At 53.7% G+C, this 21,759-nt stretch carries 26 protein-coding genes; all 26 read left to right on the top strand.

Annotated features, from left to right (window positions below):
- The 26 genes from MUU47_RS11175 (at position 1) to MUU47_RS11050 (ending at position 21,759) form a co-directional block, all read left to right on the top strand.
- Positions 1–444, top strand: coding sequence for a lysozyme (locus MUU47_RS11175; RefSeq protein ID WP_258988274.1), 444 nt, complete (start codon positions 1–3; stop codon positions 442–444).
- Positions 438–911 carry a lysis protein gene (locus MUU47_RS11170; RefSeq protein ID WP_309578266.1) on the top strand — a complete coding sequence of 158 codons (474 nt, stop codon included), beginning with the start codon at positions 438–440 and terminating at the stop codon, positions 909–911. Before MUU47_RS11175 ends, MUU47_RS11170 begins: the two co-directional genes overlap by 7 nt.
- 187 nt (positions 912–1,098) lie before the next feature.
- Positions 1,099–1,650, top strand: a complete 552-nt coding sequence (locus MUU47_RS11165; protein ID WP_258988273.1) for an HNH endonuclease signature motif containing protein — start codon at positions 1,099–1,101, stop codon at positions 1,648–1,650.
- A 13-nt stretch (positions 1,651–1,663) separates the two neighbouring features.
- On the top strand, positions 1,664–2,419 hold the full coding sequence (locus tag MUU47_RS11160) for a KilA-N domain-containing protein (protein WP_258988272.1): 756 nt from the start codon (positions 1,664–1,666) through the stop codon (positions 2,417–2,419).
- 2 nt (positions 2,420–2,421) lie between these two features.
- Positions 2,422–2,685 (top strand): hypothetical protein, encoded by a 264-nt coding sequence (locus MUU47_RS11155; RefSeq protein WP_258988271.1) that lies wholly within the window; start codon positions 2,422–2,424, stop codon positions 2,683–2,685.
- A 57-nt stretch (positions 2,686–2,742) separates the two neighbouring features.
- Positions 2,743–3,456: a hypothetical protein gene (locus MUU47_RS11150; protein WP_258988270.1), complete on the top strand. Its 714-nt coding sequence runs from the start codon at positions 2,743–2,745 to the stop codon at positions 3,454–3,456.
- Between the two features lies 1 nt (position 3,457).
- Positions 3,458–4,780, top strand: coding sequence for a terminase large subunit domain-containing protein (locus tag MUU47_RS11145; protein WP_258988269.1), 1,323 nt, complete (start codon positions 3,458–3,460; stop codon positions 4,778–4,780).
- Between the two features lie 11 nt (positions 4,781–4,791).
- On the top strand, positions 4,792–6,213 hold the full coding sequence (locus MUU47_RS11140; protein ID WP_258988268.1) for an anti-CBASS protein Acb1 family protein: 1,422 nt from the start codon (positions 4,792–4,794) through the stop codon (positions 6,211–6,213).
- A complete protein-coding gene (locus tag MUU47_RS11135) occupies positions 6,210–7,031 on the top strand; it encodes a hypothetical protein (RefSeq protein WP_258988267.1) in 822 nt (273 codons plus the stop codon). Before MUU47_RS11140 ends, MUU47_RS11135 begins: the two co-directional genes overlap by 4 nt.
- Positions 7,032–7,043: 12 nt before the next feature.
- Positions 7,044–8,660: an NUDIX hydrolase gene (locus MUU47_RS11130; protein WP_258988266.1), complete on the top strand. Its 1,617-nt coding sequence runs from the start codon at positions 7,044–7,046 to the stop codon at positions 8,658–8,660.
- A gap of 15 nt (positions 8,661–8,675) precedes the next feature.
- On the top strand, positions 8,676–9,536 hold the full coding sequence (locus tag MUU47_RS11125) for a hypothetical protein (protein ID WP_258988265.1): 861 nt from the start codon (positions 8,676–8,678) through the stop codon (positions 9,534–9,536).
- Between the two features lie 16 nt (positions 9,537–9,552).
- Positions 9,553–10,584, top strand: a complete 1,032-nt coding sequence (locus tag MUU47_RS11120) for a hypothetical protein (protein ID WP_000719054.1) — start codon at positions 9,553–9,555, stop codon at positions 10,582–10,584.
- Between the two features lie 67 nt (positions 10,585–10,651).
- Positions 10,652–11,134: a hypothetical protein gene (locus MUU47_RS11115; RefSeq protein WP_258988264.1), complete on the top strand. Its 483-nt coding sequence runs from the start codon at positions 10,652–10,654 to the stop codon at positions 11,132–11,134.
- A complete protein-coding gene (locus tag MUU47_RS11110; RefSeq protein WP_258988263.1) occupies positions 11,131–11,559 on the top strand; it encodes a hypothetical protein in 429 nt (142 codons plus the stop codon). The genes MUU47_RS11115 and MUU47_RS11110 overlap by 4 nt, the downstream gene beginning before the upstream one ends.
- Positions 11,556–11,990 carry a hypothetical protein gene (locus tag MUU47_RS11105; RefSeq protein ID WP_258988262.1) on the top strand — a complete coding sequence of 145 codons (435 nt, stop codon included), beginning with the start codon at positions 11,556–11,558 and terminating at the stop codon, positions 11,988–11,990. Before MUU47_RS11110 ends, MUU47_RS11105 begins: the two co-directional genes overlap by 4 nt.
- Positions 11,974–12,915 (top strand): hypothetical protein, encoded by a 942-nt coding sequence (locus tag MUU47_RS11100; RefSeq protein ID WP_258988261.1) that lies wholly within the window; start codon positions 11,974–11,976, stop codon positions 12,913–12,915. The genes MUU47_RS11105 and MUU47_RS11100 overlap by 17 nt, the downstream gene beginning before the upstream one ends.
- A 4-nt stretch (positions 12,916–12,919) precedes the next feature.
- Positions 12,920–14,314, top strand: a complete 1,395-nt coding sequence (locus MUU47_RS11095; RefSeq protein ID WP_258988260.1) for a hypothetical protein — start codon at positions 12,920–12,922, stop codon at positions 14,312–14,314.
- A gap of 3 nt (positions 14,315–14,317) precedes the next feature.
- Positions 14,318–14,755, top strand: a complete 438-nt coding sequence (locus MUU47_RS11090; protein ID WP_258988258.1) for a hypothetical protein — start codon at positions 14,318–14,320, stop codon at positions 14,753–14,755.
- 2 nt (positions 14,756–14,757) lie between these two features.
- A complete protein-coding gene (locus tag MUU47_RS11085; RefSeq protein ID WP_258988257.1) occupies positions 14,758–15,351 on the top strand; it encodes a hypothetical protein in 594 nt (197 codons plus the stop codon).
- 123 nt (positions 15,352–15,474) lie between these two features.
- Positions 15,475–17,295 (top strand): hypothetical protein, encoded by a 1,821-nt coding sequence (locus MUU47_RS11080; protein ID WP_258988256.1) that lies wholly within the window; start codon positions 15,475–15,477, stop codon positions 17,293–17,295.
- The gene (locus tag MUU47_RS11075) at positions 17,295–18,011 is read left to right on the top strand and encodes a hypothetical protein (protein ID WP_258988255.1); all 717 of its coding nucleotides are present in this window, start codon (positions 17,295–17,297) and stop codon (positions 18,009–18,011) included. The genes MUU47_RS11080 and MUU47_RS11075 overlap by 1 nt, the downstream gene beginning before the upstream one ends.
- Positions 18,008–18,283 (top strand): phage baseplate plug family protein, encoded by a 276-nt coding sequence (locus MUU47_RS11070; protein ID WP_135346470.1) that lies wholly within the window; start codon positions 18,008–18,010, stop codon positions 18,281–18,283. The genes MUU47_RS11075 and MUU47_RS11070 overlap by 4 nt, the downstream gene beginning before the upstream one ends.
- Positions 18,283–19,302, top strand: coding sequence for a hypothetical protein (locus tag MUU47_RS11065; protein ID WP_258988254.1), 1,020 nt, complete (start codon positions 18,283–18,285; stop codon positions 19,300–19,302). Before MUU47_RS11070 ends, MUU47_RS11065 begins: the two co-directional genes overlap by 1 nt.
- Positions 19,299–20,015, top strand: coding sequence for a hypothetical protein (locus tag MUU47_RS11060; protein WP_258988253.1), 717 nt, complete (start codon positions 19,299–19,301; stop codon positions 20,013–20,015). Before MUU47_RS11065 ends, MUU47_RS11060 begins: the two co-directional genes overlap by 4 nt.
- Positions 20,012–20,344, top strand: coding sequence for a hypothetical protein (locus tag MUU47_RS11055; RefSeq protein ID WP_258988252.1), 333 nt, complete (start codon positions 20,012–20,014; stop codon positions 20,342–20,344). Before MUU47_RS11060 ends, MUU47_RS11055 begins: the two co-directional genes overlap by 4 nt.
- Complete coding sequence (locus MUU47_RS11050) at positions 20,341–21,759, top strand: ubiquitin-activating E1 FCCH domain-containing protein (RefSeq protein WP_258988251.1); 1,419 nt, start codon at positions 20,341–20,343, stop codon at positions 21,757–21,759. The genes MUU47_RS11055 and MUU47_RS11050 overlap by 4 nt, the downstream gene beginning before the upstream one ends.

The following is a 21,759-nucleotide window of genomic DNA, read 5'->3' as shown; positions in this document are numbered from 1 at the left end:
ATGCATACCAGCGACAAGGGCATCGCCCTGATTAAAGAGTTTGAAGGTTGTCGCCTTGTCGCGTATCAGGACAGCGTCGGCGTCTGGACTATTGGTTATGGCTGGACTCAGCCTGTGGACGGCAATCCGATCCGTGCCGGTATGACCATCAAACAGGAAACGGCTGAGCGCCTGCTGAAAACCGGTCTTGTTAGTTACGAAGCTGACGTGATGAAAATGCTGAAGGTTGGCGTAAGTCAGTGCCAGTTCGATGCACTGGTATCGTTCTGCTACAACCTCGGCGCCAAGTCTCTCAGTTCATCCACGCTGATGCGGAAGCTCAACGCCGGGGATGTATCAGGCGCGGCTGACGAATTCCTGCGATGGAACAAGGCTGGCGGCAAAGTCCTTGCCGGGCTAACCCGACGGCGCGAGGCAGAGCGGTCTCTGTTCCTGTCGTGCTGATTGCGTTGCTTAAACGGTACTGGTTCCAGCTGGGAGTGGTGGTGATGGTTGCTGCTCTGGCCTGGGCAGTGAGTCACTACCGCGACAACGCCACCGAATACAAAAAGCAGCGTGATGATAACGCTCAGGCGCTGGGTCTGGCGAACACTACCATCACCGACATGCAGACCCGACAGCATGATGTTGCTGCTCTGGATGCCAAATACACGAAGGAGCTGGCTGATGCGCAAAAAACCATTAGCGATTTGCATCGGGATGTCGATTCTGGCGCTAAACGGCTGCGCATCGTCGCAACCTGCCCGGGAATGCGTAAAGCCGCCACCGCCAGCGGCGTGGATGATGCAGGAACCCCCGAACTTACTCCAGACGCTCGACGGAATTATTTCGATCACCGAGACGGGATCGCCACCGTCGACAAAATGATTCACGGCATGCAGGAATACATCAACACCCAGTGCCTGAAGTAATTCGTCACCCTAATTAACAGAGCCTGACTTCGGTCGGGCTTTTTATGCCCGCAGTAAACCTGCGCATCGCAGCGCATCACAAACTCAGAACCTTTCAGGATGACCCTTGAGGAACCGGCTGGCTGTCGGAGCCTTCTGAGGGCCGTATTCCTGTGCGAACAAGGTTCATCACTCAAAGGAAAATCCGATGAATGATATTTCTATCGAATATCTGAAAGAAGCACTGGAATACGCACCAGATACTGGTGTTATTCGTTGGAAGCAGCGACCCAAAATTCATTTTAAGACCGAAAATTCTTGGCGGACGACCAATGCTAATTTTGCTGGAAAAGTAGCAGGCGCACGTGATAGCGATGGATATTTGCGTATCGGGATATGCGGTCGGTTATATAGATCTCATCGTGTAGCCTGGGCGTTACATTACGGCTACTGGCCTGATAAAGAGATTGATCACATTTCAGGCGATAGGGGTGATAACCGCATAGACAACTTGCGATCAGTAACTTCGGCAGCCAATAGCAAAAATTTGCGCCTTTACTCCACAAATAAAACCGGTATCCCAGGAGTAGGTTGGTATAAAGCGCGGGGAAAGTGGAGAGCAAAGATAAACGTCTCTGGAAAGGTAAAGCATATTGGTTACTTCGATGATTTCCGTGAAGCGGTGAAAGCAAGAAAGGCTGCAGAGATGCAGTTGCAATATCACAAAAATCACGGAACCAGAGACAGGCTCACTTTCTAAAAGGTAAACCGCAATGACTAACATAGTCCCAATGAGCTATGGCGATAACTCCTTCCCATTTACCGCCGACTGCTGGTTTAACGCTACGATAGCGGCTAAGCATCATGGTAAGAGGGTGAAGAACTGGACAATCCTTGAATCGACCAGACTCTACATCGCAGAGCTGGCGCAAGAGATTGATATAGAGCCGTTTAATTCTAAAGGGCAGATTTCTCCCCTTTTAGTTCGAGTAGAAAAAGGGCGTTACGGCGGCACCTGGATCCACCCAGAGCTTGCCGTTGAATTTGCTCGTTGGCTAACCGCGAAATTTGCCCGTGCCTGCGACCGGCATATTAGAAACCTGCTGCTGAGTAAAAACTTCCAGTTAACGGAAGATCAGATTGTCGGGATGATGGTGTGTCAGCACCCGACATCATGGGAAAAGCGATTTAAGGAACCGTATTATCAGGCGCTATCAAAGATGTCCGGTCTTCCTTACTTCGGTCACGTTGGCGGCTGCCCAGCACTGTTTGGTCAAATCACGGCTCGTTGGGTGTATGCAGTGGCAATCCCTGGCTATGTCTATAAGGCCGCAAAGGATGCTGCGCATGAAAGCGGTGAGAAGATTCACCAACACCTTAAGCCAGATGCTCTGGAAAAAGTTGAACAACAGCTTGTCGCGGTAACAAATATTGCTGCGACCAGTGTTGATCAGAAGGATTTCGAAGCGCGTTGCATGTCGGCATTCCCTGTAAAGGGTCAGATGAAATTGCTGTATGCGGCGGCCTGATCATGAGCACCAGAATAATAGAATGCGCCTCCAGAGCGGGGCGCGACTTCTCTGAGTTTCTGAAAGGTGAGAAAGACATGATGCAGGCATTGGCATCTGTTGATCAGTTTGGCGAGCAACTCCGTATTAACGGTTGCGTCAACCATCACTTTGTCAGCTACATGATGCGTAATGCGGTCATGCAGGCGTTTATGGACATGGCAAACGCCGAGAGAAAGGAAGAGCGCCGCCGCAAGCGGGCGGAAGCAAAAGCAAAAGTAAAGTGACCATTACAGAAGCCATTCAAGCAGTGGCTTCGATAATGACAACGTAAGGTAAATATTATGGCAAAACCGGACTGGGGCGAGCTTCAGCAACGGTTCCTGTCCGACAATGCCAAAACGGGCGTGTCACCAAAAGACTGGTGTGAAGCGCAGGGACTGAATTACGCAACGGCCCGTCGATATATTAAAAGAAGTACTGCGCAAAATGCGCAAGAATGTGCGCAGACCAAGGTGCGCAGTGCGCATTGTAAGGCAATCACTAAGGCCCTCCCCGCAAGGAAAGGCGCTGAGGATTGCGCGGAAGGGAATAACGGAAATTCTCCAGTCACGAAACGCGCTCACTACAATTCCCGACCAGGAAACCAAAACGCACTAAAGCACGGTGGTTACGGTCGTCGGATGCTGCTTTCTGATTCTGTGACGGAAGACGCCCAACAGCTCACGCTCGATGATGAGTTGTTCTGGCTTAGGGCTGCAAGTCTGACGGCGGCGGAGAACATCGGTCGCTGGCAGGCAGAGCTAGAGACGGCTGATAGCGAATCAGCCAAATATCTGCACGACCTGATTTCATCTGCTCAGAAGGCCATGCACCGCAACACACAGCGCATCGAATCTCTGGAGTACACCAAGAACTCGATAGCCAAATTGCAGACTGATGTTGCCTACCGAGTTGCCGCCACTGAGAAGGTGGAAATGGAAATTGATGTGATGAAAGACGGCGACAAAGATAACGCGATCGTCGTACACAACACCCTGCCGATACCTGGAAGATGATATGGCCGACATTTACCTCCCGACGCTGCATGACGGGCAGTTAATAGTCTGGTCAGATGCATGGGATCACCAGTTGAATGCCGTCCGGTGCGGACGCCGCTGGGGTAAAACCTTCATGCTTTCCAGTGCGGCGGTGACCTATGCAACTGCACTATTCAAACGCCCGGGAATGGACATTGAACTCGGCGGCCGTGTTGGCATATTCACTGCTGAATATCGCCAGTATCAGGAAATCTACGACAAGCTTGAAGAAACTCTGCTCCCGCTGAAGAAATCATTTAGCCGCCAGGAAAAGCGCCTGCTTCTGAAGAATGGCGGGAAGGTCGACTTCTGGGTCACTAACGATAACAAACTGGCTGGACGTGGTCGTGAATATGACCTCGTTCTGATAGATGAGGCGGCATTCACCAAATCACCTGAGATGCTTGCAGAGATATGGCCCAAGTCTATTAAGCCAACTCTGCTGACTACAAAGGGGCGAGCATACGTATTCTCAACCCCTGACGGCATCGATGAAGATAATTTCTTCTATGCGATCTGCACGAAGAAAGAACTTGGCTTTATTGAGCACCACGCACCAACTTCATCAAACCCCTACGTTCCTCCTGAGGAGCTGGAGAAAGAGCGCCAGCGCGCAGAACCTCGCGTATTCAGGCAGGAGTTCCTTGCTGAATTTGTGGACTGGTCCGCTGATGCGCTATTTGACGTGAGTAAGTGGTTTGTCGACGAGCAGCCGGTTGATTACCCAGAAATGTGCCAGGCGGTCTTCGCTGTCATGGATACGGCGGTTAAGGGCGGTGCTGAGCACGACGGTACGGCGGTTGTGTATTACGCCGTTGATACGCGTCCCGGCCTGATGCGGCTGACCATACTCGACTGGGATGTGGTGCAGATTGATGGCGCGCTGCTTGAAGTATGGATGCCGTCGGTATTTGAGCGGCTCAACGAGCTTTCAGGCCAATGTGTGGCTGTCAACGGCAGCCTGGGCGTGTTTATCGAAGATGCCAGCATGGGCAGCATCCTGCTGCAGAAAGGCGAAAGCCTTGGATGGCCGGTCAACAAAATTGAGTCTGCACTGACCAGCAAAGGAAAGGACGAACGCGCCATTATGGCATCCGGTTATCACTACCGCGGCCTGGCGAAAATATCCCGATACGCCTATGAGAAGACTGCCGTCTTCAAGGGCGAGACAGCCAACCATCTGCATAAGCAGGTTTCCCGATTCCACCTTGCCGATAAGAAAGCGCACAAGCGCGCCGATGACTTACTTGATGATTACACCTACGGGCTGATCATCGCCTTCGGCAGCGGAGACGCGATCTGACGAGAGAACCAATGAACGAAGACGATTTCGAAATCGGCAGCTGCTCTCACTCAGAGTTGATGGCATTGCTGGACAGTGACGACATCCAGCCAGGCTCCACGGCTGGCTATCAGACCTGCAAAACGATTTACCTCTACCACCCATTGGGCGGCAAGATGGTGGATCGCCCGATTAAAATGGCGATGAATGAGCCGCGTACCGTGCATGTTGCTCAGTCGTATGGACTTGAGCAGCGTCTGCGTGACGCGTTCGAGCGCGAGTGGAAAGCGATGGGTACTAACCAGCACATCGCCAACGCCGCGCGTATCGCCCGAATTTACGGTGTGTCGGCGGTAGCAATGCTGGTTGACAACCAGGAGCCGAATGAATCACTCGACTACCGCACACTGTACAAGCATAGCGTCAGCTTTAACATTCTCGACCCGATGAATACCGCTGGAAGCATTCTTCTGAATCAGGATCCTAATGCCCACGAATTCCAGAAGGTCGATGGTATTCGCGTTGCCGGAAAGCCGTATCACAAATCGCGCTGTGTCGTCGTTCAGAACGAAGATCCAATTTATCTGGCCTACAACTCTGCTGCATTTGGCTTTACCGGGCGTAGCGTGTACCAGCGCGCTCTGTATCCGCTGAAATCGTTTATCCAGACCATGCGCACTGACGACATGGTGTCGGTGAAGGGCGGACTCCTGATAACGAAAATTAAGGGGCCAAGTTCAGTCGTCAACAACATGATGCAGAAGCTCAGCGGCATTAAGCGCATGATGCTGAAGCGAGGCAAAACTGGAGAGGTCCTACAGATAGGCGAGTCCGACAATATTGAGTCAATCGACCTGAGCAATCTGGAAAAACCTCTCGATTCCGCCCGTAAGCATATCCTGGAGAATATTGCTGCCGCTGCCGACATGCCAGCCATCATCCTCAACTCTGAGACATTCGCCCAAGGGTTCGGGGAGGGAACAGAGGACGCCAGGTCCGTCGCTGTCTACATCGATAACATCCGAGAGTGGCTCGATCAGCTTTATGCGTTCTTTGTTCGCGTGTGCCAGTACCGGGCATGGAGCATTGAATTCTTCCAGTCGCTGCGTGCCGACTTCCCGGAGCTTAAAAACACTTACAGCGTGTATTTCTCGAGCTGGATAAACAACTTCGAGTATCGCTGGCCGTCCTCTCTGAAAGAGCCGGAAAGCGAGAAGGTGAAGGTCGACGAAACGCGATTCAAGGCGATCGTCAGCATGCTGGAAACGGTGCTGCCGCAGCTCACGGCGGACCCGGAGAACCGCGCGACGCTTATCGAGTGGGCGTGTGAAAACGCCAACGCCAATGAGAGTCTTTTCCCTCAGCGGCTTAATCTCGATTACGACTCGCTGAAAGAAAACCCACCGCCGGATCCGCCGAAAGCTGAAGAGCCTGGCGGCGGGATGATGCTATGAACACTTTCACCCGAACAGTGAGAGACGCGGTGAAGTTCTTTCTCCGCAACGGCTATTCATCCCGGGAAGAGCTGGAGCGCTGGCAGGCTATTATCCGCCAGGCTGCCGAAAGCGAAACTGCCGATGCCTATATGGCGATGGTCACCCGCAATCTGACGAAGGCATACGACCTGCAGGTGGGTCGTGCTGGCGCGCTGAAGCGCCACCAGGGCATATCCCGGTTCACGCTCAACTACCTTGAGCCAAAGCTGAGGACGGAGCTCGACAGGCGGATCCTCGCCAGCGCTGACCTTATCCATCTCAACCGCAAAAAAGCCATCGACACCACGTTGTCGCGGTTTAGCGGCTGGGCCAGCAGCATTCCCTCAGCGGACAGCATTGCGCTGACCGGCATTCAGGGAACGATGCGGGAGACGGCAGACCACATTCAGAAGGCCGCCGAGAAGGTGGGCTATGAAGCGCGCCGGGTGATGATCGACCAGAACCATAAGCTGATAGCCAACATCGACAACGTGATCGCAACGAGCAACAACGCGATTGCTGCCGAGTGGCATAGCCACTGGCGTCAGCCTGGTTACGACTATCGGGAAGACCACAAGGAGCGAGATAAGCTGATTTATCTCATTCGTGGAAACTGGGCTCAGAAAAATGGATATGTGAAAGCCGGGACCGCCGGTTATCTCGATGAAATCACCCAGCCTGGCGAAGAGGTGTTTTGTCGGTGTTACGTAACCTACCTGTATAACCTCCGTAGCATTCCGGAGAACATGCTGACCCAAAAGGGCCGCAAGTTCATGGAGTCCATGAAAGCAGCATAGGAGCATTAACACGTGGCTATTTTTGGCAGCGGGATAATGTTTCGTCAGGGGAAGTTCGTCTTCCTGATCCAGCGCTCAGATGATGGCACCTGGTGCCAGCCGGGCGGAAAGATAGAGCCTGGTGAGTTAGCCATTGATGCCGCACGGCGTGAAGTGCTTGAGGAAACTGGCTATCAGTATGATGGCCTGCTTACCCCTCACAGTGCATATGGCGATTACCTGACCTACCGGGCTGACGTGCCTGAACAATTTGAAGCGACGCTGAATGATGAATCGCTGGCCGCCGGATGGTTTCACATTGACGATCTGCCAAAACCACTTCATCAGCCCTTCGCTGAGATGTTGGCGCAGCAGGCGCTTAACGAAACCGAAGTGGCAGCGCTCATCGCTGACGGGACATTAAGCAGTCCGCAGTACTTTATCAACATGTGGATGTTCGCCATCCGGGTTACCGGAACAGGGGTTACCTGGCGCTCCGCAGATCAACAGCTGGCCTTCCGTAATCCGGATGACTATCTCACTCCTGAATTTCTTCATAGGGTTGCCGGACTACCACTTATCTGGCTGCACCCGAAGAAAAATACGCTTGATAGTGATGAGTTTGCAAAGCGCGTTATCGGCACTCTGACGAACAGTTGGGTTGCTGATAAGGGCGAGGTGTGGGCGATCGCGCGCGTATACGATGCTGAGGCCGCCGAGATTATGGCGACAAGGCAGTTAAGTACCTCACCAACCGTAAAGTATGTTGAGGTTCCTGATTCAATCATCGACATCGACGGTCAGCCTCTATTAGTGGAGCCATCCCCTGAGCTGCTAGACCACGTTGCAATTTGTGAGCAGGGCGTATGGGACAAGCTCCTGGACCCCACCGGTGTTAAATCTGATTCCATTCCAAACGAGGCTGAAAAGATGGACGAGGAAAAAATTGTAGCGCTAATCAACAAAGCGATTGACGCACGCATGGCTAAGGCAGACGAAGAAAAAGATGCCAAAGCAAAAGCTGACGCAGAAGAGGCTGATAAAAAAGCCAAAGCAGATGCGGAAGAACAAGAGTCCGAAGAGGCTAAAGCTAAAGCCGATGCGGAAGAGAAAGATGCCAAAGCAAAAGCTGACGCAGAGGAAAAAGAGAAAGCTGATTCTGAGGATGCTGAGCGTATGGCAAAAGAAAAGGCCGACTCTCAGTTGCGCCAGGAAATTGCCGATCTGCGTTCACGCATTCCAACCGAGCTGAGCGACGAAGAACGCAACGTCGTTGCTGACGCACAGGTGAAGGCTGATAGCGTGTTCTCCTGCTTCGGCAAACGCGCTCCGGTACCGCTGTCTGGTGAAAAGCCGATGGCGTATCGCCGTCGACTGATGATCCAGCTGCAGGAACATTCGCCTGACTTCAAAACCGTCGACCTGTCCTCCATCGCTGACTCAGCCCTGCTGAGCGTGGCCGAGAAGACGATCTACGCCGACGCGCAGAAATCGGCAAGCCTGTCTGTTGGGCCTGGCATGCTGCGCGAAATTAAACGCGCTGATGCTACCGGTCGCCAGATCAGCACCTTCGAAGGCGATCCTGCTGCCACCTGGGCTCCGTTCCAGTCCGGCAAGCGTCAGGTCACCAGTTTCAACAACCAGGCTTAACGGGAGCTCTCAAGCATGTCTACTTTATCTCTTAACCCGATGGCAACCACGAATGCGCTGGGCTCCTTCGGTGTGCAGTCAGACGGTTATATTCAGGGCGTGGCGCTCGATGACCCGGCCAACCGCTTTAATCTGGCGGCTGGCACCGTGGCGGCAACGGAAACTAAACCACTGTGGGGTGGCCTGCCGGTTGCTGAGCTTCTGCCTGGTACCAGCTCAAGCCCGCGCGGTTCATACATCCGTCGCGCCGTGTCTGTTGCCGATCTGGAAGGCTTCACCGTCTTCAATCAGGCTCACAACGGCCTGACCACGCCACAGTCGCCGGTTCCGCTGTACGCCTCTGGCATGAGCGTTTCGTACTACCGCCTTGGCTCAAACATGCGCGTTCCGCTGAAAGCTTCTGCGCAGGTTGTTGCGCTGGGTACCTCTGGCGCCTCAGTGAAAACTCCGCTGGCATGGGATTTCGTGAACAACCAGATCACCACCGCAGCGGCGGCCGGTTTCTCTGGTGCTGATATCGCGACAACTGCTGTGACCTATGCGAATGGCGTGGCTACAGCAGTCACCGATTCAGCTCATGGCCTGACTGCTGGCCAGTACGTGAAAATCAGTGGCGTTGCCCCTGCAGCGTACAACGGCACTGTGGTCGTGCTGTCAGTCGTGAACGCAACGACCTTCACCTACGCACCGGCAACTGCACCTGGCGGCTCTGCAACCACGCAGGGCACCATCGGCGCAGTTACGCTTTCCGACATCACGCTGCCGGTAAAAGTGCTCGCCATCGAATCAGGTAACTCCAAGACTGTCAGTTATGACAGCGTGACGGGCTTCCTGACCTGGAACAACACCGACAGCTGCGCGCTGGTCTTACTTTAATCGGGAGCTGAATTAAATGGCTGCAATTACCCCCAGCTACACCATCGTCAATCCGTCGTATATCGCGCCGGAAATGATCATTGGTTACCAGCAGGCATCAGGTGCGTTTGAAACCATCGCCAGCGGTAACCCGCAAGTCCGTCTCGGCGTAGGCGACCAGTACGTCTACATGCGCCGCCTGGACATTCGCACCCAGACCACTTCCAGCCAGTCCGGTAACGGTAACCAGCTGCCGAGCGTGGCGCTGGATGCGAAGATGATTTCAACCCCAACCTACCTGTTCCGCTGCCGTGGCATCTACGATCACCATGATATGGCCGCTGCCGGTAACTGGAACTTTGCACTGCCGGAAGCTCAGCGCCTGGGCATGCGTCAGGGCATTTTCCAGCAGCTGCGTTCCGCTCTACTGTACGGCATGAACCCTGCTGGCGGCGAAGGCCTGCTGAACACTGCTGGCGCGACGACCGAGTCCCTGCCTCCGGACAGCAACAGCAACACCACTGTGCTGACCTATGACCACGGCCAGATGGCGGTATATCTGCTGGGCCACGTACAGGCCGCTCTGACCCGCACCATGCAGCTGGGCCGCCAGCAGCGCGTCGTTATCCTGGGGCCACAGCGAGTCCTCGGCGCCATGGAGATTCAGCAGATCGTTCAGCTGACTTCTTACCAGCGTCCTGGTGGTGGTACTGACACCGTCGGCGGCACGGTGAAAGAAGTGCTGAAAGGCGCAAACGTCCAGGTTGACTGGGTGTATGACGATACTCTGATCGGCGCTGGCGCTGGCGGTACCGACGCGGTGGTGATCACCATCCCTGAGGTCGAGGTGCCAATGGTCAACTCGACTGTGAACACCAACGAATTCGCCAAGTTGACTCCGTCTCTTGCCGCGAACGCGCTGATGTTTACCGATATGGCCGCCCCGCGCGAAATCCCGACGCCGATCGCTGGCGGCGCTATCGATGTTCTGTCCGAAATGCGTTCCACCGCAGGCTGGGCGGTTCGTCCGGAGGCCATCACCATCTTGTCCATGGCGTACAGCGCCTGATCCATTCTTGAAGTGGCCAAGCCTCTGCCGGGGAAACTCTGCAGGGGCTTTTTTACGAGGGTAAAAAATGAAGCTATTTATCGCTAACACTACCAAACAACGTCAAATTTTTGCCTACCGCAAGCTTGAGACTGGGCGCCTTATTCAGATCCCGATTAACCACGGAGATCAGATGATGGTACTGGATGGCTCAACTGAAGAAGTTGATGCAGTTGTTCAGCATCACCAGGTTTACGGACTGGTTGACTCGACCAAAATCGACCAGAGCCAGGTGTTTGTCGGGTTGTGCTACAGCATCAATAAGCCCGTGTCCGCGTCGGTAATCGAAAAGACCATTCGCGATAACGACGCTCACCTCGCGATCGGCGCGCATAACCGTCGACAGGCATCTGTAGCTGCCCTGGATAGCTCTCTGCGCGATAGTGGTACCGGTTACTCCGGCGAGATGGAAGTCAGCGCGGAGCAGGCGAAAGGTCGCGAAGAAAACGAAGACACCCCAACTGTTAACGAAACAATCGTGACTGAAAAATCCGGGAGCAAGAAAAAATGACAACGAGCCTGTCGGGATTCATCGAATTCGTTCGATCTGATATGGGAATTACCCCCGACCAGGTTCCCGATGACTCGCCGTCTTTCACCCTGGCGTACGGCGGTGCGGTTGAATGGGTAAACCCTGATATCGCGTGCGTAACGCCGAACCTGTATACGGTTGCAGTGTACAACCTGGGAGCATCGTTCCTGGTAAATTACGGAACTGAACCGGTATTCGCTGAGTTCAGGAAAGAGTACGGCCTGAATGATTTCAAGGCTGGGGTAATTACCGGGGCAGGGGATAACTCAACAAGCGCCCAGCGCCTAGTGCCGGATTTCTTCAAAGACCTGTCACTGGCTGACCTGCAGATGCTGCAGGACCCATGGGGCCGTCGGTACCTGATGATTGCCCAGCAGTTCGGCAGCCTGTGGGGGCTGTCATGATCACCTTTCATCTGGGGGTGATTAATGTTCCGTATGAGGACGAGAACACCACAACCGGAGACGTCGCCGAGTATCTGGAGGAAAAGTACCAGATCATGCAGACGTTTTTTGACAGGTACAGCAACGTCATCGCTGACCTGATGGCGAATGACATGGCCGCATCTCTTGAAAACATGATGGCCGGCGCGCCGCCAGCTAAAGACCCTCTGGCAGAATCGATGTCACGGATCCATGACCTGTTTGTCGCCTTCCTCGACAACACCGAAATGAACGGATTGCCTGGCGTGCCTACGCGCCGCGCGCTGGAGGGTATATCCAGACGATTCAAAAATAAAAAAGGGCCGCCGCGTCCGTCATTCATTGATACCGGAACCTATCAGGCTGCGATGCGAGCCTGGGTGAGCGGGGTGCTAAATGCCTTCCCTGAGTGAGTTGCAGCAGACTGCAAAAACCGAGCTTAATGCCACGCTGACGCAGGGTCTTGACGACCTTAGCCGCTTTCAGGTGGTAACGTTTACGAAGTATATCCGCAAGGTTCTTCCCCTCGATGGTTTCGTGTTCTGGGTGAAAGCGTCTGTTCTGTCTGACGACCCCAGCAGCGAGCCCGATACGGTCGACGTCAAAGGCTATCTGCACCTGACGACCGAAACCATCCAGGACGATGAGCAGCTTTATGACAGGAACGTCGTGACGTTTACTGCGCAGGCGGATATCGACCCGTTCAACGATATCGGATCTGATGTGCTGTATATCGGCGAGTTCTTTGGCCTCCAGTTTTCCTTCTCGCGGCGTACCGGGCTGAACGAACCGGCCAATCTTTACCACTACACCGGGGAGGCAATATTCCCCTATATGCGCTCGCAGATCATCAACACTGCCGACGATATCGACCTGTCGGACGTTGTGGTTTCGAGTTCACTGCCAGTATGGCTGACGCTGAGCCAGTACATGCCGATGTTCCCGGCCATGCTGTCTACGCAAAACCTTTCTCCGCCGTATGCAACGGTGAAATGCAGCAACACCGCGCCGATCGCCGGGAGCTTTTACCTCGATGAGCAGCAGAACCAGTATCAGCTGGTTTCTGAGGATGTGACGATTTCCATCACTGGTCTGCGCAATGCCAGGGTGGAAGATTTCCTGAGGTATGTGCAGCAGTACACGCTCGGCGATGATGCTGAAATGGGTGTGATGAATATCCCGGTTGTTCAGGACGAGCGCGTCACGCAGAACGAGCTGAACATCATCGCCATGAGAAAAACCATCAAGTTCAAAGTCAACTATTACCAGCAGCGCATGCGGAATGTAGCGCGCAGGCTGATCACGTCAGCGATTCCGTCCATTTACCCGGAGAAATAAATAAATGGCAATTGTTAACATTAACGTATCGGTGACCAATCCACCGAAGCCCTCTCAACTGCTCAAATCCGGCGCGATGATCTCCATGGGCGGAACTACCCTGTCGGCAGGCGAGTACCAGCTTCTGACGGCTAAAGACGATCTGAAGGCTATCACCTCACCAGCAAAGACCATTTCAACGATCACCTGGGAAACCGGCGTGGTCACGGTGACCCTCTCGGCAGCGCATGGATGGACTGTTGGCGACACTATCCCGCTGGTGGTTTCTGGCGTTACACCGGCAGCGTATAACCGAGCCGTAACCGCCACTGTGACCACTTCTACCGCCTTCACTTACCCTCTGGCGACTGACCCTGGTACAGCAACGGTCATGGGTTCAGTTAAAACCGTCGCAGCAAACGAAATCATTGAAATGAACACCACGTTCTGGGCTCAGGGCACTACCCGTGCGGTCTATGTACTGGAGTTGGGTGATGTGTCCGTTGCTGCTGCTGTCGCTGCGCTGTCCGACTTCATTGACGAAGACATTTCGCTGGGAAACACCTATCAGAAATTCTTCTCGTACCTGGTTCCGCGTGAATGGGACGGTGAAACGACGTTCAAGACCCTGACAGGCCTGTATACCAGCCCGGCGTCACTGGTTTATTTCTTCGTCACCACTACGACCGCCACTTATCCGGATTGGGTCGCCACCAAAAACAAATCTGTTCTTGCAGGCGTGGAGTCAACAAACATCCCTGCCGGTGAGTTTTCAATGGCGTTCCCGTTCCAGTCATCTCTGGCAAACGATCCTGGCTCGTCAAACATGGTGCCGCCAATGGCATACCGCTTTGGTTACGGCGTAACCGAGTACCCGGTAGAAGGCAATGGCACGCTGCTGAAGCAGCTCCAGGACAACAGCATCAACTACGTCGGCACCGCCGCGGAAGGTGGGCTGAGCAACAAAATGCTTGTGGCAGGTCACATGCTGGACGGCAATCCGTTCAACTACTGGTATTCCGTGGCGTGGACTGCAATCAATCTCGAGCTCGATCTGGCAAACGAAATCATCAACGGGTCAAACACCACTGTTAACCCGCTGTACTACGAGCAGAACGGCATCGACCGCCTGCAGCGCCGCGCGCTGAAGACGCTGCGCAATGGCATCAGTTACGGCCTGATCCTCGGTCGAGTGATTGGTACCGGACTGACTCAGCAGGACTTCAACACTGAATACGAGAAAGGCACCTATGCCGGGAACGCGGTGATCAACGCCGTGCCGTTCGCGAATTACACCAGTCTGAATCCGTCTGATTACGCCGATGGCAAATATAACGGCCTGAGCGCCGTAATGACGCCACGCCGCGGCTTCGAATCCATCACGTTTAACGTGAACGTAACCAACTTTGTAGGGGCGTAAAAAATGGCAAACCCATTAGTACCGCAGGGATTCCTCAATCGTGTACGCGGCGCGGTATCGGTAACTGATGTGCCTGAGCTGAACATCACGGCATCTTATCTTGGCAAGGATGGCATCAGCATGCGTCCTGATGGTGCAGCGACGGACATCATTCCGACGATGACCGGAACCGTGGGAAGCCAGGCGCCATATCAGCAGGTGACCGTCACCGTCCATATGCTGCGCACCCAGGGTCTGAGCGACAGCTACAAAAACCGCTTCGCCACAGATACGTCGCTGAGCGAGGTGGTAGTCACTCCTGACGCAAACACGCTGAGTAATTTCACCGTGCTTAACGCGTATCTGGTCAACTTCAACGAGCTTCCGTTTACCGGTATGGATGCCGGGTACGTAGTGACCATCAGCGGTTATATCCTGGCTAACGACAACATGTGGGTCTGATTGTGAAAATTGACAAAAAGCTCAACCTGGTAACAAACATCACCCGGGACGACGGGTCAATCGTGTACCTGCATGTGACCCCGTTCCCGTATGAGGTGGTGGAAGAGCACTGCCTGCTGCTGGGCAACCTGTTCACTAACTTCATCTCACAGGTGGGCGGCCTGGGCGCGGCGCGTGTCGCCGCAATGATGCTACGTAAAAAGCTCCAGCGCGAGCAGGAACTGAGGGGCGAAGATAACCAGCAGGCTAAGCAGGCTCCGACCATCGTTGACGAGATCCAGCGCCTTACATCTGTGGTCTGGAATGACGGTGGCACCTGGAAAACAACTTCATTCGACGCCGCGATGAAACAGGGGATTATCTCTCCTGACGAATACCGAGAAGTTGAAGGTGAGGTGGTTTTTTTTATGGTTTCCTCTGCCATTCAGAAAGCCCACCTGATCGCCCCGACAGTGGGTTCAGTGATCGGCATGTTCGGTGGGCAACTCGAATCATTGAGCGTTACGGCGTTCCGCGATTCGTTGCTGACGTCGAATCCGCCTACCGATACCCAGACCCAGAATGCCCAGCCGGAAACGTCATATATACCCTCCTAGACTGGGCGTCGAATGAGGGATTCTGGCGGGTAATCAGGGAAATCACCGGCGAAGAGTTCGCCAGCCCGGCGCAGTACCGCCAGCGTTACATCATTTCCGCGCTAAAAGACAGGGGTTCCTTCAATGGTGGCTAAGTCTATTGTCGATATTGACGTAAATGACGACAAGTTTGTCTCGTTTATGGAGAAGTTCAAAGAATATCAGGCCGCACTTGAGGAACTCCCTGAAGCATGGCGCGGGCTGGCGCATGGCGCCACGGATGCCGCCAAAGAGACAGCCAAAGCGAAAGAAGAGGGAGACCTCCTGGCCAAGTCCTTTGCTGAAGGTGCAAGTGCTATTCTGACGATAAACAGCGGGCTCGACAGGCTCAGTGACAGCCTGGACAAGGCAAATAAAAGCCAGGAGGACTTCAACAAGAAAGCCAGATCTTCGAAAGGTTTCCTAAGTGACGCTACGAAGGACGCCAAATCTCTGGCTGGCCATATCAAAGATGCAACAGCGAGCCTCCTGTCATGGGGTGGAATTGTTGGTCTGTTTACCGGCGTACTTGGGGTTGGAGGCCTGTTCGGTATAAACCGACTGGCAGCCACAACCGGTTCTCAGCGCTTTACCTCTCTTGGAATCGGAACCAGCATAGGTGGGCTTGATTCCACGGCCATCAATTATCAGAAAGCGCTCAGTAACCCAACCGGCACGATGGGTGCGATCCGTGATAGCCAGATGGACCTGTCAAAGCGCTGGCAATTTCAGGCTATGGGAATCAACAACCCAGACCAGGACCCCGCCAAACTCCTCCCGCAGATGATACGCAACGCGAGAGACATCTTCGTAAATAACGGAAGTACGCTTCAGGGGGCGAATGCCCATGGTCTGACAAATTTTTTCAGTCTTGATGATCTGAATCGCTTCAAAAATATGAGCGATGAAGAAATCAATACCATGGAGCGCCGGGCACAGAAAGATGCAAAGTTGCTTCAGATTACAGACCAGCAGGCGCGCCAGTGGCAGGACTTCAATGTCCAACTGGACTACAGCAGTCAAAGCATTCGCAATACGTTCGTTCGTGGTCTTGGCCCGCTCACTCCGCAGTTGAGCAAACTATCTGATGCGCTGTCAGGCGCTGTCGACACGGTTCTGAAATCACCGGAACTCGGTAAATGGATAGATGGACTGGCTGGCGGAATAGAGCGCTTCGGGAATTACCTGGCGTCGCCAGAGTTCACCAAGGACGTTGACAGCTTCATGGCTGGCATCGAAAAGCTTGGGGCACTCATCGGGAAAGTTTACGACTGGGTTGTGGGGAAAACCGACATCTCAGTGTCGGATGTGACTTCTGGATCCTCAATACTGAGCGACAAGAAAGTCACAGACCCGAAGACCGGGCAGACTTACACGCCAGGATCTGAAGATGACCCGCGGGTATGGGGATGGCTGAAGGGAGTTAAGCGATTTTTCTCCAGTGGAGACGTTAAGCCTGTCGACCCAACCCCTGCGGATGTATCAGCCAAAGGCAGAACGATCGCCGACCGGTTCAATAACCCGACCAACCTTCGATGGGCTGAGGGGTACGGCACGCACAACACGCAGAGCGGGAAATTTGCTGTATTCCCTACGCTCGATGAGGGCGTGCTGGCGTCGGCGAAACAACTTCAAATTTATGGCACCCGCGGCATCAACACGGTCAGCGAAATAGCGAAAAAATGGGCACCGTCGAGAGAGAACGATACGGCGGAGTACATTCGCCACGTCGTTAGAACAACCGGGCTTGGCGCTAACGATAAGCTGAACCTCAATGATCCTGCGATTCTTGCAAAACTCATCTCCGCTATGTCCATGAAAGAGGGCGCCGGAAACCGGGTCAGCGAGGGGGCGGTCATCAAGATTTTCAACAACACAGGCGGAAATGCCATCGTTTCATCATCACAGCTGGGAGTGACTGGATAATGGCATTTACTCGCGAGCTATACCGGCTTGGCTTCGAAATCTCACCGGTCATCCTATGCAATGGAGTTGCGGAGGCTATCCCCGGCGGCATGCTGCCAATAGTCGCGCTCACCCAGAGCGCCAGCTTTGTAACAGGCCTGATCGGCGGGGCAATCAACCTCACCGACCTGGATAAATATTTCTGTCACTGGCGCCCTGTTCAGGGCGCAACGATGGTCGACTATGACATCGCACGTTACCCGTTTGCTAACCAGACTGTCGCGGCCAACGCGCTTCTTGCGCAGCCGTTGAGGGTTAGCCTGAAGATGGATGCGCCAGTGAACGAGAATACCGGCGCCATGACCAAACTTGTTACGTTGAGCGCGCTCCAGGCTGTGCTTCAGGCGCATGCCAACCTGGGTGGTACTTACATCGTTGCCACCCCTTCGCTGATATACAACAACTGTATCCTGAAAACGGTTAAGGATAACTCGACAGGGAATGATCCACTCCCTCAACAGTCCTGGCTCTGGGATTTCGAGCAGCCACTGATTACCGAAACCGCAGCTGACCAGGCCGTTAACAGCTTCCTCAGCAAAATTGATGGTGGCGACCAGAACAACAGTAGCGCATGGACAAACACCGTTAGCGCTCTGGGTAATACATCACTCGGCGGGTCGGTGACTGAAGCGATAACAGGCGTGATCGGCAAGCTGCAGGGGGTATTTGGCATATGAGCACTGTCAATTACCCGTTTACCGGGCTCGAGAGGAAAAGCATGACGTTCTCGCCGGTACTCGACGGGACGGTCTATACCTGCCAGATGAAATGGAACATAGCCGCACAGCGCTGGTATCTGTTGATCACCAACAGCGCCGGCAATCCGGTACTGAATACTGCCGTTGTAGGCTCGACGTCTACCGGAGGGATAAACCTTCTGAATGGGGTATTCACATCGACAACCATGATCTGGCGTGAAAAGAACGGGCAGATTGAGGTAACGAGCTGATGCGCTATTACGAAATCAACATTTTTGATGGCGACAGCTTAATCCAGCAATATTCCAGCCTGAAAAACGGAGTCTATAACCCCGGCGCGCTGATGGTGGAGTTCGACATCATGCGCTTTGGCGAATCAACTCCAGCCGGGGAAACCCATCTTACTGTATGGGGAATCGGCCCTAAAGACATGCAGCAGGCCAGACAGAACCTCTACGGTAAGCGAATTCAGATCTTCGCCGGGATGTCGAAAGGTCTGCCGCTGGCGGGAGTATGGGATAAAAAGCTTGCCATTGAAGGGACCATTTTTCAGGTGTTCGGCAACTGGCAGGGCACAGAGCTGCGGCTGGACTTCATCATTGTCGCGGGACCGGTTAATACCACTGCCCGCGGTCAGATGGTTCCTCTTCAGGTGACCATGCCATGGTCTACGGGGCAGAAACTTTCCGTTGCGCTGACACAATGTGTCATGACGATGGACGGTTTTACGCCGAACATAAGCATCAGCGACAGGCTTACGCTGAATTATGATCGCCCAATGTTTTGCGGCTCCCTCACTGAGCTGGCAAAAAACCTGAGGGCGTTTTCTCTATCCCGCATCAAAGACCCCGGATACACGGGTGTAGAAATTGCCGTGGTCAACGGCAACGAAATCCGTGTGTGGGATAACGATTACGCTAATCACCCGGATCAGAACTCGAAAACCAGCGCTACAGAAAGAAGTAAAAATCCTGTCCAGATAAATTTCAATGACATGGTCGGCCAGCCAACATGGATCAGTTTTGGCGTTGTCAGTGTTATCTGCGTTATGCGTGCAGATCTGCAGACTGGGGACCACATCCTGATGCCGGAGAAGGCCAGGCCGATGATTCAGGCTTCTTCTTACTCCCAGTTTCGAGACGACTCCGCCTTTAACGGTGAGCTCGTCGTTCAATCGGTGCGGTTGCTGGGTAACAGCAGGCAGCCAACAGCAGAAGCGTGGATCACCGTGATTGAGGCATACCCGGCGGAGGCGGTTAAGACAAAATGAGTGTTGACCAGAAGCTTAATTTCGGCCGGAACATGAACCGGTTCGCGGAGCAGAAGTTTAGTGAGGCGTTCCAGGCGTCCGGGAAAATCCTGCCAGCCAGCATTATTGAGCAGAATGGCAATATGGTCACCGTGGCCTTCGAGTTGCATGACACGCCATATGTTTTCCCGAATGTCACTATTCCGCTTTTTGGCCCACAGTACATCCGCTATCCGATGCAGCCAGGTGATAAGGGCATTGTTATTCCTGCCGACACCTATCTCGGCGGTGTCAGCGGGCAGGGCGGCGGCGTCGCTGACTTAACCCCCCCGGCAAACCTGAGCGCTCTGGTATACCTGCCGATCAGCAACACGGAGTGGGAGGCTGTCGACGGGAACGTTGTCACCATCTACGGGCCAGAGGGTGTGACTATCCGGGACCAGGGAAGCAACACTACGTTTCTGTTAACGCCTGACAGCGTAACAATCGCTGCCGTGGATCAGTTTAAGGTCACCGTCGGCAGCACTGTTCTTACCCTTACGCAAGGTATGTGGAGCATCACAGGCCAGAGTGGGAAGCTGCAGGACTCAACCGCCAGCACCAGCCCGGAGATTATGCACACCGGCTGGTCCGCACTGGTGACGTGGTTGAATTCACATCAGCATACAAACGGGAATGGCGGTTCAAACACTGGCTCTCCGACCACCACTTTCAACGGGAATATCACGCAATGAGAACCTACGGAAGAAACGCTGATGGCAAGTGGGTGCTGGTAGTCCCAGATGAAAATGGCTTCAACGATTCAATTTATCTGACGACGCTGATCCAGAATCTGAAGCTTGCGCCGCAGGAATCGCCATTTTTTGCAAACAACGGCATTCCATCTCAGAGCTCTGTAATTCAGCAGGTTTTGCCAACCTACTATGTCGACAGGCTTCAACGGCAATTTAGCCCGTATTTTTCATCGCTGCAGATCGCCCTGGTGAGTGATGACCCGCCCGTATACAACATTTCGGCGATAACGAACGCCGGTTCTAAAATTATCACAACGGTGAACGTATGAGTGATTTGTCGGTAAGCTATAACGCAGCCGGGCCCGTGCCGAAAACATCCGAAGAGCTTCGCACCGATCTTGTTTCAAGAGCCACTGAGTTATCACCGGGCATCACGACAGACCTTCCCGGCTCCCTGATTGAGGATATCGTCGGTACCGACGTTGGCGCGCTGCTCATTGCTGATCAGATCCGCGTAGACCTCATAAACTCTGTTGGCCCGCTGAAAGCGAATATGTACATGCTGAACCTCCTGGCGCAGCAGGCAGGAATAAGCGAGCAAAAAACGGAGGGGGCGACTACCGCTCCGGTTACGTTCTCTGGCCCGGCGGGATTCGTAATACCTCAGGGTTTTCTGGTCAGTGATGGCACGTATACCTACCAGATCGCTGATGCGACAGTGGTCCTGTCTTCAGGTGTCAGCTCGATGGTAACAGCCATTGCAACGAATACAGGTTCATGGGCTGTTCCGGTAGGCTCAGTTAACCAGATCCTTACCAGTCTGCCGTCGGACATTACCCTGACCTGTACCAACCCTGTTGCCGGTACGCCAGGTGGCGCACCTGAAACCAATTACGAGTTTCGCGAGCGCGTCTGGGAAGCTCAGATGTCGACCGTGCAGGGATATCCCGGATTTATCCGCCAGAAGTTAACCGACCTGAGTGATGTTCAGGCTCGTCTTGTTTCCGTAGTTCAGAGCGGTAGTTCCTGGATTGTGATGTGCGGTGGCGGCGATATCTATGAAATGGCCGGAGCCATTTATAAATCAGCTGGCGACATCAGCAGGCTCAAGGGTGCAGACCTGAATGTCACCGGGATCACCAATGCGAACCCTGGGGTTGTCACGACTGACATCACTCATGGTTTCATCTCAGGCCAGGTAATTCGTATTACCGGCGTAACAGGGATGAGTGGCGTCAACAACGTCAACCTTACCATTACCGTACTGAGCCCCAACACTTTCTCTATCGGCATCAATACTACTGCCTCCGGGGCATGGACAGGCGGCGGAATTGTCACTCCGAACCTGAGGAATAACGTTGTCACGATCAATGACTGGCCTGACAACTACGTCATACCCTTTGCTATCCCGCTGCAGCAGTTGGTGACGATTAAGTTTGAGTGGGCGACGGAAAGCGTCAACTATCTGACTGACGCGACTATCGCCTCACTGGTTTCACAACCGGTTATCAATTATGTAAACGGGATATTCGCTGGAAAGCCGATGAATATCAATAACGTCAAGGATGTCTTTCTTCAGGCGATTAACAGTACGCTCGATACGAGCCTGATTTCGACACTGAACGTTATTGTTACGGTGAATGGTGTAATCACAGGAGTGGATGCCGGAACGAACATTATCAGTGGCGACCCTTACAGCTATTGGTTCATAGCCTCTGACGGGGTAACCGTAGACGGGATATAA

Source organism: Scandinavium hiltneri, assembly GCF_024764835.1.
Classification (GTDB): domain Bacteria; phylum Pseudomonadota; class Gammaproteobacteria; order Enterobacterales; family Enterobacteriaceae; genus Scandinavium; species Scandinavium hiltneri.
Note: the sequence above shows the minus strand (reverse complement) of the source record. Positions and strands in the feature narration are given on the sequence as shown.